Raw genomic sequence first — 16,539 nt, 5'->3', positions numbered from 1 at the left:
GGACAGACGAGGAAGAGATGTACCCACAAAAAAACCACCCCCCCCCCCACCCCCCCCCCACCCCCCCCCCCCCCCACACCCCCCCCCCCCCCCCCCCCCCCTCCCCCCTCCCCCCCCCCCCCCCCCCCCCCACGGTCGTGGGGGTGCCGGGCGCGGTGGGGGACCGCGAGCGGCGGAGGGCCGTACGGCGGGGGGACGCCGTACGGCCCCCGGTTCAGTGCGGCAGGGAGAGGCCGACGCCCTGCTCGACGGCGCGCGCGTACACGGCGGCGGCCAGCGCGATGTCCTGGACGCCCATGCCGAAGGGGTTGATCACCACCCGGTCGTCCTCGGCGACCGTACGCGGGTAGTCGCCGGCGAACAGCTCCGGCAGGGAGGCGTCCACCGACCGGCCGCCCGCGGGGGCGGCCGTCCCCGGGCCGGAGACGCGGCCGGCCCGGGCCAGCCTGCCCAGCAGCCGGTGGTCGTCGTCGACGACCAGGTCCCAGTCGTCGACGAACAGGTGGTCGCAGCCCAGCAGCAGGCTCTCGGCCGCGTCGTCGAGGGACACGTTGACGAAGGTGCCGCCCGCCGGCACCCACTCCAGCTCCACGTACGGCTCGGTGGTCGTCGTCACCGCGACCGTCACCTGGGCCCGCTCGACGGCGGAGCGGGCGTCCGGGGTCACCGTGACGGCGACCGCCGGGTGTGCAGCGCGCCAGCGGGCGGCGAGCTCCTCGGCCCGGCCCGCGTCCCGGTCGTGGACGAACAGTTCCTCGACGCCGGGGCAGGCACTCGCCAGGAGTTCACGGTGGACCTCCGCCTGCCGGCCGCATCCGAGGAAGGCCACCCGCCGGACGGCCGCCAGGTCGCGCACGGCGCGCAGCGCCGCGATCGAGACGCCGGCGGTGCGCAGCGCGCTGATCCGGCCGCCCTCCATGATGCAGACCGGTCGCGCCGTCTCCGGGTCGTCGAGGACGACCAGCCCGGCGGCGCGCGGCCGGCCGAGGAGGTGGTTGCCCAGCGAGGCGTTGATGATCTTGCAGCCGTACGCGCCGTCCGCCCAGCCGGGCAGGACGAGGCTGCGCGCCGACGCCCCGGAGGGGGTGGTCCAGCGCAGCGCGGCCTCCGGGGTGAGACCCGCCTCCTTGCGCCGGTAGGCGAGGAGCGTGTCGCGCGCCAGGTCGGCGACGGGCAGCCCGTCGCAGAGCCGGGCCACGTCGGCGCTGTCCAGATAGGTGAGCGTGTCGTCGTGCGGTGTCATCAGTGCGTTCCCTTCCGGGGGTTCGGCAGTCTCCGCGGGTGCGTCGGTGCGGGCACGGCAGGGTCCCCCGCCCGTACCCGGTCCAGCAGGTCCAGCGCCGCGCGGATCTCGGCCGCGCACCCCGGACCGCCGTCGGCGGGTGCGTCGCGCAGCTGCGGGTACTTCTCCCCGCTGTCCGGACAGACGCAGGCGATCTCCCGCAACGACGGGTCGCCGAGCGCCCGGGAGACGGCGGCGAGCACCGCGGCGCCGCCGCTGCCGCCGAGGGAGATCCCGGTCCGCCGGGCGATCAGCGCACAGGCCGCGGCGGCCGCCTGGTCCGTCAGCCGCACCACGTGGTCGACGTGGTGCGGCTCCACGAAGCCCGACACCTGTCCGGAGCCGAAGCCCATGAGCTTGAACGGCCGGTCGGCGGGGGTGCCGCCGAGCGCCGAGGAGCCCACCGCGTCGACCGCGACGACCTGGGTGTCCGGGGCGTGGTCGCGGAAGAACTGCGCGATGCCCGCCAGCGTGCCGCCGGTCGAGACGGCCACGGCGACCGCGTCGAACCGGCCCTCCGGCGCGGCCTTCATCAGCTCCGCGGCGGTCTGCCACTCGTGCACCCCGGGGTTGGCGGGGCTCGCGTACTGGTCGGTCCACACGGCGTCGGAGCCGGCCGAGACGATCTCGCGGACGGCTTCGAGCCGCGCCCCGAGGGTCCGGCCGCCCGGCACCTCGCGCACGGTCACGACGTCGGCGCCGTACGCGCGCATCCGCGCGACGCTGGCCGGCGGCGTGCTCGGCTCCACGACCAGGGTGCACCGGTAGCCGCGCTGCGCGCAGAGGCCGGCGAGCGCCACGCCCAGGTTGCCGGAGGTCGACTCGACCACCCGCATCCCCGGACGCAGGGCGCCGCTCGATTCCAGGGCGTTCAGCAGGGCCTCCGCCGTGCGGGCCTTGATCGACCCGAAGGGGTTCTCGGCCTCCAGCTTCAGCCAGATCCGCACGGTCCGGTCGCCGACCGGGACGACGACCGGCCGCAGGGGCGTGTCGCCGATGGCCGCCAAGGGCGCGGCGGGAACTGTGGTTGGGGTCATGGTGCTCAGTCCTTGAGGCTGTCGACGCGGGCCGTCGGCTGCTGCCGCACGGGCGGGACGGTCCGCTGGGGACCGATGTCGGCGAGGTCGTAACCGTGCGGGTAGCCCGGGTACGTCCGCGCGGTCGGCCGGGTCATCAGCCGGGCCATCAGCCGCGGCGCGACGCGCTCGGCCCCCGCGTGGCCGCGGAGCCCGGCGCGGTGGACCGCCCGCACCCAGCGGGGCGGGGCGGACATGCCGAGGGCGTCCAGCGCGGGCGCGTCCAGCCGGCACGGCAGCGTGGCCGCGACCAGGTCGCTGACCGGGCGCCGGTACCAGGAGGCGTACAGGCTCAGGATGTTGGTGCCGACGCGGTGGTTGCTCGCGGCCCGCTGGAAGCGGGCCCGCTCGTACTCGCGGTTGAACCGCTCGAACGAGTCGTAGTCGGTGGGGAGTTCACGGATGTTCATCCGCTTGCCGACCCCGGTGAAGAAGTAGAAGGCGGCCAGCCGCTCCGTCTCGGAGGTCGGCCGCCAGGCCCAGCGGTCGATCCAGCGCACCGGCTCGAAGATGAAGGTCGACAGGACGTACAGCATGTCCTCGTTGGCGATGTCGAACCTGCGGTGTGCCTGGTTGATCTGCCGGATCGCCTGGTGCCCCCGCGGGGAGTCGTACCCCCCGCGGACCAGTTCGCCGAGCAGGATGCGGGTGTCGTCGTACCGCTTCTGGGCCCGCAGGGCGAACTCGCCGCTGCCGTCCAGGACGTCGGAGATGGCGGGCACGCAGCAGGTGCGCCAGATGGCGACCTCGAGCCCGCGGCCGTAGTCCCAGGGGAACTCGCTGTCGGAGGATATGCGGTGGATCTCCTGGTGGTCCGCCTTGGGGTCGAGGGTCTCCAGATGTCTGAGTGTCGCGTAACGGTCTCGCATGCGTACCCCGTTCACGGTGGGTCACGGTGGGGGAAGTCGGTGCAGGACGCGCGCCTACAGCGGGGTGGAGCCCGCGGTGCTGGTGACCTCGGGTCGCGTGGGGTCGAACCGCAGGGTCTCGAAGCGCCACTGGAGCTGGCCGGTGAGCCAGCTCCGCAGCCCGGCGACGTGGCGCTCCAGGCGGTCCGCCGGGAAGAGGGCGCGCTGGGCGGGCGTCAGGTGCTCCGCGAAGGAGGAGCTGAGCGCGGTGAACCGGTCGAAGCGGCCCTGGACCATCTCCCCGACGGCGTCGGCGGCGGTCTGCAGGTCCGTGCCGTGCGCGTGCCGGTGGACCAGGACCAGGTTGTGCGGGTCGCCGAGCAGCGCCTCCTTCTCGCAGCTGAACAGGTCGTTGGTCCACAGGTCCGCGTCGGACAGCGCCGCGTTCATCTCGGCGAAGGCCGGGAGCCCGTAGATCTCCTCCGGCACCTCGAAGTGCGTGGTGACCTCGATGAGGTCGAGGTACGGCATGAGGGCGCGGCCGCGGTGGGCGATGTACTCGTCCAGCCCGGGGACGCGGCCCGTGAGCCGGTTCTCCGACTCCCACACGCAGGTGTCGAAGAAGGCCCCGATGTGGGCGGCGAGGCGCCGGCGCCAGGCAGGCGAGGTGAGGGGGGCGGTGCGGCGCCACAGGTCCGCGTAGGCGGGGCGGAACACCTCGGTGAGGGAGTGCGCCGCCGGCCCTGCGTCGTCGTCGACGGAGCCGTCCTCGGTGAACCAGCCGAGCACCTCGTCGCAGACCTCGCGCAGCCGCTCCGGCTCCGTGCCGAGGGAGGTCTCGTCGAACTGGTCGTCCAGGACCAGCATGCAGCTGATCCAGTCGGTCACGAGCTGGAGCTCCTCCGCTCCGGAGTGCGGGTACGCCCTGCCCATCAGGGTGCCGAGCAGGGAACGCTCGTGGTGGCGGCGGGCGGCCTCGTCGGGGGCGAGGCCGAAGCGGGCCACGAAGGCCCGGGCTCCCGCCTCCGCCCGGTCGGCGAACGGACTGAGCTCCGGAGGGAACTCCACTTGGAGGTGCGGCATGCGCAGGGACACGGTGTCACCCGTCGTTTCGAGTCGAGGTGCAGGGAAGTGGGGGTGGGGAGGAAGGGGGCTCGGTGCGGCGGAGCCCACCGGTCCCGGTCAGGACGGCAGCTGGAGGGCCTTGACCTCCTGGAACTCCTGGATGCCGTGGCGGCCGAGTTCCCGGCCGATGCCGGACTGCTTGTAGCCCCCGAACGGAGCGGCGGCGTTGAACTTCGCGCCGTTGACGTCGACCTGGCCCACCCGCAGCCGCCGGGCCACGGCGACCGCGCGCTCCTGGTCGCCGGACCAGACGGTGGCGGCGAGGCCGTACTCGGAGCTGTTCGCGAGCGACACCGCCCCGTCGTCGCCGTCGAACGTCATGACCGCGAGGACGGGACCGAAGACCTCCTCGCGGGCCAGCGGCGAGGACGGACCGACGTCCGTCCAGACGCTCGGCGCCACGTAGTGCCCGGTCGCCGGCAGTGCGGCCGCGGCGTCCTGGCCGGCGACCTGACGGGCACCCGAGCGGACGGCCTGCGCCAGATGGCCGAGGACCCGCTCGCGCTGCCCGGCGGAGGCGAGGGGGCCCAGCAGGGTCGCCGGGTCCTCGGGGTCGCCCGGCTCATAGCCGGCGACGACCGAACGGGCGATGTCCAGCGCCTCGTCCAGCCTCTCCCGCGGCACCAGCAGCCGGGTGCGGGCGGTGCAGGTCTGCCCCGCGTTGTGCAGGGCGCTGCGGACCCCGTCCTCGACGGCGGCGGCCAGGTCGGCGTCCGGCAGGACCACCGTGGCGGACTTGCCGCCCAGCTCCAGACAGGTCTTCTTGACCGTACGGGCCGCCGCGGCGCCGACCTTCCGGCCGGCCTCCAGAGACCCGGTGAAGGACACCAGGTCGACGCCGTCGTCGACGGTCAGCGCGGCGCCCGCCGTCGCGCCCCTGCCGGGCACGAGGTTGAAGACGCCCGGTGGCAGCCCGATCCCGTCGATGAGCGTCGCCAGCAGGTACGAGGAGAGCGGGGCGAGCTCGCTCGGCTTGAGCACGAGCGTGCAGCCCGCCGCGACGGCCGCGCCGATCTTGGCGACCGCCTGGTGCAGCGGGTAGTTCCACGGGGTGATGGCGCCGACCACGCCGACCGGCTCGCGCACCACGAGGGAGTGCCCGATCCGCTCCTCGGCGGTGGCCGCGGCGAGCTCCGCCGTGAAGCCGTCGAGCACCCGCACGGGCAGGCCCGCCTGGACGCGCCGGGAGAACGTGAGGGGCGACCCCATCTCCCGCGTGACGGTCTCCGCCAGCTCGTCCTGGTGCTTCACCAGGGCCTCGCGCAGCGCCGTCAGGGCCGCCGCACGCTCCTCGACGCCGGTCGCCGACCAGCCGGGCAGGGCCCGGCGGGCGGCGTCCACCGCGTGCCAGACGTCCTCGCTGCCGCAGTCCGGGACCTCCCCGACGATCCCCAGGGTCGCCGGGTTCTCCACGGGGATCGTGCCGGTGGCGCGCGGGGCGGTCCACCGGCCGCCGACGTAGACCTGGTGCAGAGGGAGGGAATTCATGGCGTGACGGGTCTCTTTCGGCAGGATCGAATGAGCTGAATTCCTCCGGCGACGGGCGGTGGGGAGGGAATTCACGACGTGACGGCGGACCAATGTACGGAGTCCGGACACCCGCGGACTGGATGAATTCTGTATGGCGAACTGCCGCCCGAATCGGGTGGTGACGAGCCGCGAAATGGCGTTAGGGTGCGGTACTTGAAATGCCGGGACGAGTGAGTTCCCGGCCGTTCGAGAAGCCCAGGGAAGCAGGCCGCCAGTGATGACCAGCCCGGTACGTGCCCCGCATGCCGCGAGCCCGGACGGGCGCTGGCTGCGCCGGCCCCGCCCCGTGCCCGCGCCGAGGATCCGCCTGGTGTGCCTGCCCCACGCGGGCGGCACCGCCGGCGCGTTCTACGGCTGGGCCGACGCCCTGCCGGACGACGTGGAACTCGTCGCGGTCCAGTACCCGGGGCGGCAGGACCGCTTCGGGGAGGAGTGCGTCAGCGCCATGGGGCCGCTCGCCGACCGTGTGGCGCGCGAGCTCCTGCCGCTGTTCGACCGGCCGGTCGCGCTGCTCGGCCACAGCATGGGCGCGGCCCTCGCGTACGAGGTCACGCTGCGTCTGGAGGTGCTCTACCGGGCTCGTCCGCGCCACCTGTTCGTCTCCGGACACGGCGCGCCGCTCAGCCCGCGGGGCGGCCGCGCGCTCCACCTGCAGGACGACGACGCCATGGTCGAGGGGCTGCTCGCGCTCGGCGGCATGGACCCGGCGGTGGTCGCCGAGCCGGAGCTGCTGGCCCTGCTGCTGCCGTCGTTCCGCGCCGACCTGACGCTGATCGAGACCTACCGGCCCACCGCGGCGCGGCCGGTGACCGTGCCGGTGACGGCGTACGTGGGGGACGCCGACCCGGGCGTGCCCGTCGCGCACGCCGCCGCCTGGTCGGACGCGACGTCCGGGGAATTCTCCCTGCGGGTCTTTCCCGGAGATCATTTCTCCCTCGTGCTGGGGAGCGAGATCGTCACGGACGTCTCCCGCCTTCTCGCCGACTCCCGCTGATTCCCCTCGGCGACCCTCGGCACCGGCTTTTCCCGTCTTTCCCCGACTTCCTCGCGCACCCGGTCTCAGGCCGTCACGGAATTCCCCCTCCGGTGTCGTCCCGGCGTGACCCGCGCGAAGTCACCCCGACCTGATGTATTTCCTGTTCCAAGGAGCCTTTCGACATGCTGCCCGACGACGACGTGGCCACGAAGGTCCGCGCACTCATGGTCGACGCCCTCGATCTCCGTCTCGACCCCCAGGACATCGGCCCCCAGGCGTCGCTCTACTCGCCGATGATCCAGCTCGACTCGCTCAACCTGCTCCAGCTCCTGCTCGCCGTGGAGAACGAGTTCGGCGGCCACATCGAGGACGAGGACGTCATGGAGGCCGACCTGGAGACCGTCGGCGACCTGGTCGCGCTCGTCCGCCGGCACGTCGCCGGCCTGCGGACGGAGACCCCGGCATGAAAGCCGTGCGCAACCAGTACCTGCTCGACGAGGACGACGTCCCGACCCACTGGTACAACATCCTCGCCGACCTCGACGTGTCGGCCTCCGACGTCCGCCGGGCCCGGCCCGCCGCGGGACCGGACGCCGACGCGCAGACGGCCGACCGCGGCTCCACCGGCGCCAACATCCCGCTGTCCATGTACCGCGGCAGCGTCGGCACCGAGCGCCACGTGAAGATCCCCGACCCGGTGCGCGCGCAGTACCAGCGCTGGCGCCCCACCCCGCTGATCCGCGCCCACCGCCTGGAGCAGGCGCTCGACACCCCCGCGCACATCTACTACAAGTACGAGGGCGCCAACGCCTCCGGCAGCCACAAGCTCAACTCCGCCCTCGCTCAGGCCCACTACTACAAGAAGGCCGGCGTCCAGGAGATCACCACCGGCACCGGCGCCGGCCAGTGGGGCACCGCGCTGTCCATGGCCTGCCACGCCCTCGACCTGGCCTGCACCGTCTTCATGGTCAACTGCAGCTACCGGCAGAAGCCCTACCGCAGGGTCCTGATGGAGCTCAACGGCGCCCGCGTCATCCCGAGCCCGAGCGGCACCACCGAGGCGGGCCGCGCCCTGCTGGCCGCCTCGCCCGACGGCGACGGCAGCGTCGCCATCGCCAACGCCGAGGCCCTCGAACACGCCCGGAGCGTCACCCGCGGCGCCTTCTCCGTCGGCAGCGGCGAGAACCACGTCCTGCTGCACCAGACGGTCATCGGCGAAGAGGCCCTGCTCCAGATGGAGATGGCCGGCGAGTTCCCCGACGTCGTCATCGGCGCCATGGGCGCCGGCAGCAACTTCGCCGGTCTCGCCTTCCCCTTCCACCGCGAGAAGCTCCGCACCGGCGCCGGGACCCGGCTGGTCGCCGTGGAGCCCGAGGCGTGCCCCAAGATGACCCGGGGCCGCTACGCCTGGGACTACAACGACTTCTCCGGCACCACCCCCATGACGAAGATGTACACCCTCGGCCACACCTTCGTCGCGCCCGGCGTCCACGCCGGCGGACTGCGCTACCACGGCGCCGCCCCGCTGGTCAGCGCCCTCTACGACCGCGGCCTCATGGAGGCCGTGGCCTACGGACAGAAGGAGGTGTTCGAGGCCGGGGCGTTCTTCGCCCGCACGGAGAACCTCATCCCCGCCCCCGAATCCGCGCACGCCGTCAAGTGCGCCGTCGACGAGGCCGTACGGGCCCGCGAGGAGAACCGGCCGCGCGTCATCCTCTTCAACGTCAGCGGCCACGGGCTGCTCGACCTCTCCGCGTACGACCAGTACCTGGCGGGCACCCTGGAGGACCACGTGGTCTCCGACGGCCACATCGCGGCCTCGCTGGCCGGGCTGCCCGCCCTCGACCCGGTCGGCGGCCACCCGTGAACCTCAGCCCCACCGGGGAACAGACCGCCCTCGCCGACCGGTTCCGCCTGCTCGGCCGGGACCTCGGCGCCGACCTCCCGGCCCGGGAACGCACCGGGACGCTCCAGCCCGGCGACTGGCAGCGCTGCGCCGACGCCGGAGTCCTCGGCCTCCCCGTGCCCCGCGCGTACGGCGGCCTCGGCCTGGACCCGCTGACCTGCGCCCTCGCCCTGGAGGGCCTGGGCGAAGGCTGCCGGGACAACGGCCTCATGATCGCGCTCGGCGCGCACATCTGGGCCGCGGAGATCCCGCTGCTGCTCTTCGGGAGCGAGGAGCAGAAGACGCGCTACCTCCCCGGGCTCTGCGACGGCCGGCTGATCGGCGCACACGCCATCACCGAGGCCGGCTCCGGCTCCGACGCCCTCTCCCTGACGGCCACGGCCCGCCGCGACGGCGACCACTACGTCCTCGACGGCGCCAAGCGCTTCGTCACCAACGCGCCCCTCGCCGACGTCTTCCTCGTGTACGCCACCGTCAACCCGGCCCTCGGGTTCACCGGGGTCACCGCCTTCCTCGTCGACCGCGACCAGCCGGGGCTCACCGTCGAGACCCGCTACGAGAAGGCCGGCCTGCGCACCGCCCCCTGGGGCGAGATCACCCTCGAAGGCTGCCGGATCCCGCTCTCGGCCCGGCTCGGCGCGGAGAAGCAGGGCTCCCGCGTCCTCTCCGCGACCATGGCCTGGGAACGCTCGCTGATCCTCGCCCCGCTGCTCGGCGCCATGGGCCGCCAGATCGACGAGTGCGTCCATTACGCGCGCACCCGCGAGCAGTTCGGCCGGAACATCGGCAAGTTCCAGTCCGTCGCCCACCGCGTCGTCGAGATGCGGATCCGGCTGGACGAGGCCCGCCTGCTCACCCACCGGGCCGCCTGGGACCTCGGACGGGACGTCCCCTCGCACTACCCCGAGGCCGCCCAGCTCCGCACCAGCGAGTCCGCCGTCGAGACCTTCCTCGACGCCCTGCAGGTGTACGGCGGACTCGGCTACACCACCGACACCGATGTCGAACGGAATCTGCGCGACGCGCTCGGCACCCGGATCTCCTCCGGCACCTCCGACATGCAGCGGCTGGTCATCGCCGAGAAGCTCGGCCTGACCACCCGCGCCCGCGCCGCGTCCCCCCGCCCCGCAGGAGCCCGCCATGCGCACGCTGAATGAGCTGCTGACCCGCGCCGCGGCCGCCCGGCCCACCGCCGAGGCCGTCCGCCACCGGGGCCGCTCCACCGACTACGCCGCCCTGGACCGGGCCGCCACCGCGCTCGCCGCGACCCTGCGCGAGCAGGGAGTCCGCCCCGGAGACCGGGTGGGCCTGTGGTTCGGCAAGTCGACCGAGACCCTCGTGTCCCTCCACGCCGTCCTCAAGTGCGGGGCCGCGTACGTCCCGGTCGACCCGGCCACGCCCGTCGGCCGCGCCGCGTACATCCTCGGCGACTGCGCCGTCCGCTGCCTGGTCACCGACGCGCCCCGGCTCGCCCTGCTCCACGAGCACGGGCTCCCCGCCGCGCTGCGCTCGGCCGTCCTCGTCGGCGACGAGCCGGCACCGGCCGGCGAGCCCGCGCGGGCGGACCGGCCGGCGCTCCGGACGACGAACTGGGCCCGCGCCGTGGACCGGCCGGTGCCCGAAGGGTTCGCGCCCGCGGACGTCGGCCCCGACGACCTCGCCTACATCCTCTACACCTCCGGATCCACCGGCACGCCCAAGGGCGTCATGCTGTCCCACCGCAACGCGACGGCGTTCGTCGACTGGACCGTGGCCGAGTTCGGGCTGACCGCGGAGGACCGGCTGTCCTCCCACGCCCCCGTCCACTTCGACCTGTCCGTCTTCGACGTCTTCGCCGCCGCGAGCGCCGGCGCCTGCCTCGTCCTGGTGCCCGAGCACCAGCGGGCCCTGGGCCCGGCCCTCAACCGACTGGTCGCCGAGGAGGGCATCACCGTCTGGTACTCGGTGCCCGGCGCCCTCATCCGGATGCTCGACGCCAGGAACCACGCCCTGCTGGGGACGTCGCGGCTGCGGACCGTGCTCTTCGCGGGCGAGCCGTTCGCCCTGAAGCACCTGCGGCGGCTGCGCGCGGCGCTGCCGGATGCGTCCCTGCACAACCTCTACGGCCCGACCGAGACCAACGTCTGCACCCACCACCGCGTCACCGACGCCGACCTCGCGCCCCACCGCACCGCGCCCCCGCCCATCGGCCGCCCCTGCCCCTACGCCGACACCCGGCTGCTCGGCCCGGACGGGCGCGCCGTCCCCGACGTCCCCGGCGCCGAGGGCGAACTCTGCGTCACCGGCGACTCGGTGATGCTCGGCTACTGGGGCCGCCCCCCGCTCGCCGAGGCCGGGGGAGCGGCCAGGACCCACCGCACGGGCGACCTCGTGCGGTCCCTGGAGGGCGGCGGCTACCTCTACCTCGGCCGCCGCGACCACATGATCAAGATCCGGGGCCACCGGGTCGAACCCGAGGAGATCGAGGCCGTGCTGATGCGGCGGCCCGACGTCCACGAGGCCGTCTGCGTCGCCGTCCCGGACGCCGACGGCAACCAGGAACTCCGGGCCCACGTGGTGCCCGCCGACGGCGCGGCGCCCGAGGCCGCGGAGCTGCGCGCCCACTGCGGCGCGACCCTCCCGCGCTACATGGTCCCCGCCGCCTTCCACCTCGCCGGCTCCTTCCCCCGCACCTCGACCGGCAAGGTCGACCGCCGGGCGCTGGCCGCCCCCGCCCTCCGGGAGTCCGCGTGACCGCCCGCGTGCTCACCCTGCGCCGGCCCAGCCGGCTCCTCGGCCGCGACAAGGGCGTCAACGTCGTCCTGCCCGGCGACTACAGCGAGGACGGACCGCCCCACCCCGTCCTGTACCTCCTGCACGGCTACGGCGGCAGCAAGGAGACCTGGCTGGTCAACACCCGCCTCGTCGACCTGGTCGGCGACAGCCGGACCATCGTCGTCCTGCCGCAGAGCGGACGCCGCTGGTTCGTCAACGACCACGCCGGACTGCGCTACGAGGACCACCTCGTCCACGAACTGGTCCCGGAGATCGACGCGCGGTTCCACACCCGCGCCCACCGCTCGGGACGCGCCGTCGGGGGCTTCTCCATGGGCGGGGCCGCCGCGCTCTTCCTGGGGCTGCGGCACCGTGACACCTTCGGGGCCGTCGCCTCGCACGCCGGGGCCTTCGAGGCGCCGCTGCGGACCGGGGACCCGTACGCGGCCTTCCGCTCGGACCCCGCCTTCGCCATGCCGACCGTGGAGAGCCACGAGCGGGTCTGGGGCCCGCCCGGCAGCGAGACCCGGCGGCGGTACGACCCGTACCGCCTCATCGGCCAGGACAGCGGCACCCCGCCGCCCGCCCTGTACCTGGACGTCGGCACCGAGGACCACGACCGGATGCGGGCCATGAACCGCCGGGTCCGCGACGCGCTGCGCGAACGCGGCCACGAGGTCACGTACCACGAGCGGCCCGGCGGCCACGACTGGCGGTTCGTCGACGGAGCCCTGCCGGCCTCGCTGGAGTTCGTCGCCCGCCACACGGAGGAGCGCACCCGTGAACGCATCTGAACCCTCTCTCCTGGTCACCCGCCCGCTCCCGGGCGTCGTCACGGCCGCCCTGAACCGGCCCGCCCGCAGGAACGCCCTCGACGAGGACCTGTTCGCCCGTCTCACGGAACTCTGCGCCGCCCTGCGCGCCGACCCCTCCGTACGGGTCCTCGTCCTGACCGGCGCGGGGGACACCTTCTGTGCCGGGTACGACATCGACGAGGTCGGCCGGATCGCCTCGCTGCCCCCGCTCACCCTGCTCGACCTGCTGCACCGGCAGGCCGAGGCCATCACCGGGCTCACCGGGCTGCCGCAGACCGTGATCGCCGCCGTCGACGGCTCCGCCGTCGGCGCCGGACTGTCCCTGGCGCTCGCCGCCGACATCCGGCTCGCCGCGCCCGGCGCCCGCTTCCGGGCCTCCTTCGTGAAGATGGGGCTCTCCGGCGGCGACATGGGAGCCTCCTGGCTGCTGCCCCGGCTCACCGGCCTCGGCTTCGCCTCCGACATGATGCTCACCGGCCGGTTCGTGGCCGCCGACGAGGCCCTCGCCCGCGGTCTGGTGAGCCGGGTGACCGCCCCCGGCGAACTCGCCGCCGAGGCACTCGCTCTCGCCGCCGAGATCGCCGCGCACAGTCCGGTCTCGCTGGCCCTCACCAAGCAGGTCCTCCAGGCCAACACCGACGCTCCCTCCCTGGCGGCCGCCCTCGCACGGGAGGCCCCCGTCCAGGTCGTCGCCGCCCACTCGCCGGACGTCCACGAGGCGGTCGCCGCCTTCCGCGACCGCCGCGCCCCCGACTTCGGCGCGGCCCGGCCGACGACCCCCTCTCCTGCCGGGGACGCCGTCCCTTCGGCGACCCCCTCCTGAAAGGAACCCCGCGTGACCACCGAGAACGCCTGGCAGCCCCGGATCCTGCGCCCCGCCGACGTGGGCGCCGACGCCACCCCCCAGGGGCTGGAGGAGTACCTGCGGGCCACCGACGTCGGCCGGCTCCTGACCGAGGAACGCGCCGTCTACTTCCGCGGCTTCGGCATCACCGCCGACACCTACGACGGCGCCGCCGACCGGCTCCTGGCGAACCGGCTCGCGTACGTCCACGGCAACTCGCCCCGTACCAAGGTCGGCCGCAACCTCTACACCTCCACCGAGTACCCGGCCGAGTTCGAGATCTCCATGCACAACGAGATGTCGTACGCGCACACCTGGCCGTCGCGGATCCTGTTCCACTGCGACGTGGCGGCCGCCACCGGCGGTGCGACCCCGCTCGTCGACGGCCGCCTGTGGCTGGAGTCCATCGACCCCGAGGTCCGGGCGGCCTTCGCCCCCGGCGTCCGCTACACCCAGAACCTCCACGACGGCATGGGCTTCGGCAAGAGCTGGCAGGCCACCTTCGAGACCGAGGACAGGGCGGAGGTCGAGGCGTTCCTCGACGGGGCCGAGGCCGAGTGGAGCTGGCGGCCCGACGGCACGCTCCGGGTCACCCAGCTCCGCCGCGCGACCCTGGAGCACCCGGTCACCGGCACGGAGGTCTGGTTCAACCAGGCCGACCAGTGGCACATCGCCGGACTCGGCGACGACGCCGCCGCGCTCGCCGAACTCATCCCCGAGGACGAGCTCCCGCAGAACGCGTTCTTCGCCGACGGCAGCCCCATCCCGGCCGACCACATCACCCACGTCCAGGAGATCGGCATGAAGACCGCCGTGGACGTCGCCTGGGAGGTCGGCGACCTGCTGCTCGTCGACAACGTCGCGGTCGCCCACGGCCGCCGCGCCTTCACCGGGCAGCGCCGCATCCTGGTCGCCATGGCCTGATCCGCGACCGCACACGGTGAACGCCTCGAAGGGCCGGCCCGAGCGGGCCGGCCCTTCGAGGCGTTCACCGTGGGGGAGGGGCCGTCAGGACACCCACCGGTCGAGGGAGGCCAGGAACGCCGGCACGTCGTCCGCGATCCGGCCGGTCGCCGCGAACCGCCGCGACGGCAGCCCCTCGACGACCCGGCGCAGCGTCTCCTCCGTCTCCCGGACGACCGGGGAGAAGTCGAGTCGCAGCAGCTTCGCCACCGCGCCCAGGGTGCTGCGCGGCCCCGCGCCCAGGACCTGCCCGGCGCGGCCCCCGGAGGACGCCGGCGCCTCGCCGTCCCGGTCCACGAAGACCACCAGGTCCACCGGCAGCGGCCGCGCCGGCAGGGGCCCGGCCGCGGGGCGCACCGGAAACAGGTACTCCCGGCCCCGGTGGTCCGCGGGCAGCTCCGAGGCGTGCCCCTCGACCGGCGTCCCGGTGACCCGCTCGATGAGGGCCCGGTCGTCCGGGTGCGCCCGGCACTCCCACGCGCCGCTCAGGAACAGCGGGACGACGGCCCGGTCCGCCGTCACGAACACCAGGTCCTCCGCGACGACCCGCCAGCCGTGGGCGAAGGCCGCGAGCCCGAGGGTGGACTTGCCCGACCCGGACGCCCCGGCGAGCAGCACGGTGAACCCGTCGTCCCGGGTGACGGCCACGCCGTGGATCAGCGCCATCCCGCCGCTCAGCATCAGCGGGGCGATCAACGCCATCCGCGCCAGCTTGCGCCGGAACGCCTCGTGGCTCGCGGACACCTGCACGAGTGCGCCCGGCGCACGGCCGGCGACGGGCGGGGCGCCGGCGGCCGGTGCTCCGTCATCCGTCCCGCGGGCGGGGTCGGGCGAGGCCGTCAGCAGACCGGCCGTGCCCGAGGACTCCCGGGCCGGCCAGTGGATCCACCGCTCGTCCCCGCTCTCGCCGTACGCGGCCCAGGGCCCGCCCTGCGCGCGCGGCGGCTCCCCGGGCGGCGGGCGGTACGCGTCCACCGCCCGCACCCGCAGCCGGACCGCCCCGGGGCCGGGGACCGGTCCGGCGCCGCGGGCCAGCGCCCCGGCGAAGACGTCGAGCCCCTCGACGGGGTCGACCGCGTCCCAGAACGATCCCGTCGTGCCCGACGGCACGGCGAACTCCCAGTCCGCGAAGACCCGTTCGGACACCAGCCGCCCTGAGACGACGGGACGCCGACGACCGGAAGCGGCCCCGTCGGCGGACGCGTCACCGGCGGACACGTGGTCGGCGCACGCGCCACCTGCGGACACGCGGTCGGCGGACGTGCCCGGGGCGGCCCGGCCCGGAGCGGCCGGGGCCGGGACGCTCAGGTCACTTGTCACGGTAGGCGGCCTGCCTCGCCATGGTGTGGAGCGCGGAGGCCCAGTCCGGTTCCAGCGCTCCGCGCACCGCGGCCCGCGCACTCTCGATGCGCTCCCCGATCACCGCCTCCACCCGGTCGCGCACCCCGGTCCGGATGAGCACATCGTGCAGCCGCTCGGGGGCGACGCCGGCGAGGTCGTCGCCGACCAGCTCCCGCACCTCCTCCTCGTGGCGCAGCGCGATCGACATCAGCAGCGTCATCTTGTGCTGCTTGAAGTCGAGCTGGGCGGGCTTGCCGGTCACGTCGGAGCTGCCGAACGCGTCGAGCAGGTCGTCCCGGAGCTGGAACGCCTCGCCGAGCGCGAGACCGTACCGCTCGAACGCGGGCTGCAGCTCCGACGCGCCGGCGAGCTGCGCCCCCATGGCCAGCGGACGGTAGACGGTGTAGCGCCCGGACTTGAACAGCGCGATCCAGCTGGACAGTTCGGGGTCCGGCACGAACCGGGCCGCGGCCCGCACGTCCAGGAACTGACCGATCATCAGCTCCGTGCACAGCTCGCCCCAGATCCGGCGGGCGTGCGGCGGGCAGTCGGCGAGCAGCCGCTCCGCGTACACCAGCGCGAGGTCGCCGGCGAGGACGGCGACGCTCTCGCCGTACCGGCGCGGCTCGCCGCGCCAGTCCCGCTCGGTGTGCAGCGTCGAGTGCACGATGTGCGCGGTCGGCTCGTTGCGGCGCAGCCCCGAGTCGTCCATGACGTCGTCGTGCAGCAGGGCGAAGGTGTGCAGCAGCTCCAGGGCGGCGGCCACGTCGACGATGACCTGCTCCTCCGGGTCACCGCCGCCGGCGAGATAGCCCGCGACGCAGAACGCCGGACGCAGACGCTTGCCGCCGCTGCCGACCATGCGGGTCACGCAGTCGATCAGCTCGGCCGAGTCCGCGTTGAGCGCCGCCCAGGAACGGCGCTCCTCGGCGAGGAATTCGTGAATACGTCGCTCCACCCGCGCCAGGACGCGGTCGCGTGTTTCACGGGCGGCGACACCGGTGAATTCCGGACTCACCGGAAAGGCAATGGACATACGGATCTCCTGATGGCGGATAGACCTCAACAGGCTCTTTCTC

The 16,539-nt window shown here is 74.2% G+C and carries 15 protein-coding genes; 8 read left to right on the top strand and 7 right to left on the bottom strand.

From position 1 onward, the window contains the following. Positions 1-214: 214 nt before the first annotated feature. The 5 genes from ACZ60W_RS33880 to ACZ60W_RS33860 form a co-directional block, all read right to left on the bottom strand. Positions 215-1,243: an ornithine cyclodeaminase gene (locus ACZ60W_RS33880; protein WP_469759242.1), complete on the bottom strand. Its 1,029-nt coding sequence runs from the start codon at positions 1,241-1,243 to the stop codon at positions 215-217. After that, positions 1,243-2,319, bottom strand: a complete 1,077-nt coding sequence (locus tag ACZ60W_RS33875) for a PLP-dependent cysteine synthase family protein (protein ID WP_469759241.1) — start codon at positions 2,317-2,319, stop codon at positions 1,243-1,245. The genes ACZ60W_RS33880 and ACZ60W_RS33875 overlap by 1 nt, the downstream gene beginning before the upstream one ends. A gap of 5 nt (positions 2,320-2,324) precedes the next feature. After that, positions 2,325-3,227: an oxygenase MpaB family protein gene (locus tag ACZ60W_RS33870; protein ID WP_469759240.1), complete on the bottom strand. Its 903-nt coding sequence runs from the start codon at positions 3,225-3,227 to the stop codon at positions 2,325-2,327. 54 nt (positions 3,228-3,281) lie between these two features. After that, complete coding sequence (locus tag ACZ60W_RS33865) at positions 3,282-4,289, bottom strand: terpene synthase family protein (protein ID WP_469759239.1); 1,008 nt, start codon at positions 4,287-4,289, stop codon at positions 3,282-3,284. Between the two features lie 99 nt (positions 4,290-4,388). Next, on the bottom strand, positions 4,389-5,819 hold the full coding sequence (locus ACZ60W_RS33860; protein WP_469759238.1) for an aldehyde dehydrogenase family protein: 1,431 nt from the start codon (positions 5,817-5,819) through the stop codon (positions 4,389-4,391). A 259-nt stretch (positions 5,820-6,078) separates the two neighbouring features. On the opposite strand from ACZ60W_RS33860, the gene ACZ60W_RS33855 reads away from it, so the two are divergent. The 8 genes from ACZ60W_RS33855 (at position 6,079) to ACZ60W_RS33820 (ending at position 14,080) form a co-directional block, all read left to right on the top strand. Further along, positions 6,079-6,855, top strand: a complete 777-nt coding sequence (locus tag ACZ60W_RS33855; protein ID WP_469759237.1) for a thioesterase II family protein — start codon at positions 6,079-6,081, stop codon at positions 6,853-6,855. 164 nt (positions 6,856-7,019) lie between these two features. Next, positions 7,020-7,304 carry a phosphopantetheine-binding protein gene (locus ACZ60W_RS33850; protein WP_329275521.1) on the top strand — a complete coding sequence of 95 codons (285 nt, stop codon included), beginning with the start codon at positions 7,020-7,022 and terminating at the stop codon, positions 7,302-7,304. Continuing rightward, positions 7,301-8,704, top strand: a complete 1,404-nt coding sequence (locus ACZ60W_RS33845) for a TrpB-like pyridoxal phosphate-dependent enzyme (protein WP_469759236.1) — start codon at positions 7,301-7,303, stop codon at positions 8,702-8,704. Before ACZ60W_RS33850 ends, ACZ60W_RS33845 begins: the two co-directional genes overlap by 4 nt. After that, positions 8,701-9,900: an acyl-CoA dehydrogenase family protein gene (locus tag ACZ60W_RS33840; RefSeq protein WP_469759235.1), complete on the top strand. Its 1,200-nt coding sequence runs from the start codon at positions 8,701-8,703 to the stop codon at positions 9,898-9,900. Before ACZ60W_RS33845 ends, ACZ60W_RS33840 begins: the two co-directional genes overlap by 4 nt. Further along, entirely contained in the window at positions 9,884-11,476 is a 1,593-nt protein-coding gene (locus tag ACZ60W_RS33835; protein WP_469759234.1) for an amino acid adenylation domain-containing protein, read from the top strand. Before ACZ60W_RS33840 ends, ACZ60W_RS33835 begins: the two co-directional genes overlap by 17 nt. Then, positions 11,473-12,291, top strand: a complete 819-nt coding sequence (locus tag ACZ60W_RS33830) for an alpha/beta hydrolase (RefSeq protein ID WP_469759233.1) — start codon at positions 11,473-11,475, stop codon at positions 12,289-12,291. The genes ACZ60W_RS33835 and ACZ60W_RS33830 overlap by 4 nt, the downstream gene beginning before the upstream one ends. After that, positions 12,278-13,135, top strand: a complete 858-nt coding sequence (locus tag ACZ60W_RS33825) for an enoyl-CoA hydratase/isomerase family protein (RefSeq protein ID WP_469759232.1) — start codon at positions 12,278-12,280, stop codon at positions 13,133-13,135. The genes ACZ60W_RS33830 and ACZ60W_RS33825 overlap by 14 nt, the downstream gene beginning before the upstream one ends. Positions 13,136-13,147: 12 nt before the next feature. Beyond that, positions 13,148-14,080 (top strand): TauD/TfdA family dioxygenase, encoded by a 933-nt coding sequence (locus ACZ60W_RS33820; protein ID WP_469759231.1) that lies wholly within the window; start codon positions 13,148-13,150, stop codon positions 14,078-14,080. A gap of 84 nt (positions 14,081-14,164) precedes the next feature. Here ACZ60W_RS33820 and ACZ60W_RS33815 read toward each other — a convergent pair whose 3' ends face one another. Together ACZ60W_RS33815 and ACZ60W_RS33810 are read right to left on the bottom strand one after the other, a co-directional pair. Next, positions 14,165-15,265 (bottom strand): hypothetical protein, encoded by a 1,101-nt coding sequence (locus tag ACZ60W_RS33815; RefSeq protein ID WP_469759230.1) that lies wholly within the window; start codon positions 15,263-15,265, stop codon positions 14,165-14,167. 163 nt (positions 15,266-15,428) lie between these two features. Continuing rightward, positions 15,429-16,496 (bottom strand): polyprenyl synthetase family protein, encoded by a 1,068-nt coding sequence (locus tag ACZ60W_RS33810; RefSeq protein ID WP_469759229.1) that lies wholly within the window; start codon positions 16,494-16,496, stop codon positions 15,429-15,431. Between the last annotated feature and the right edge of the window lie 43 nt (positions 16,497-16,539).

It is taken from the genome of Streptomyces sp. NPDC104202 (assembly GCF_055584185.1).
This window is presented reverse-complemented; position numbering and strand designations above follow the sequence as displayed.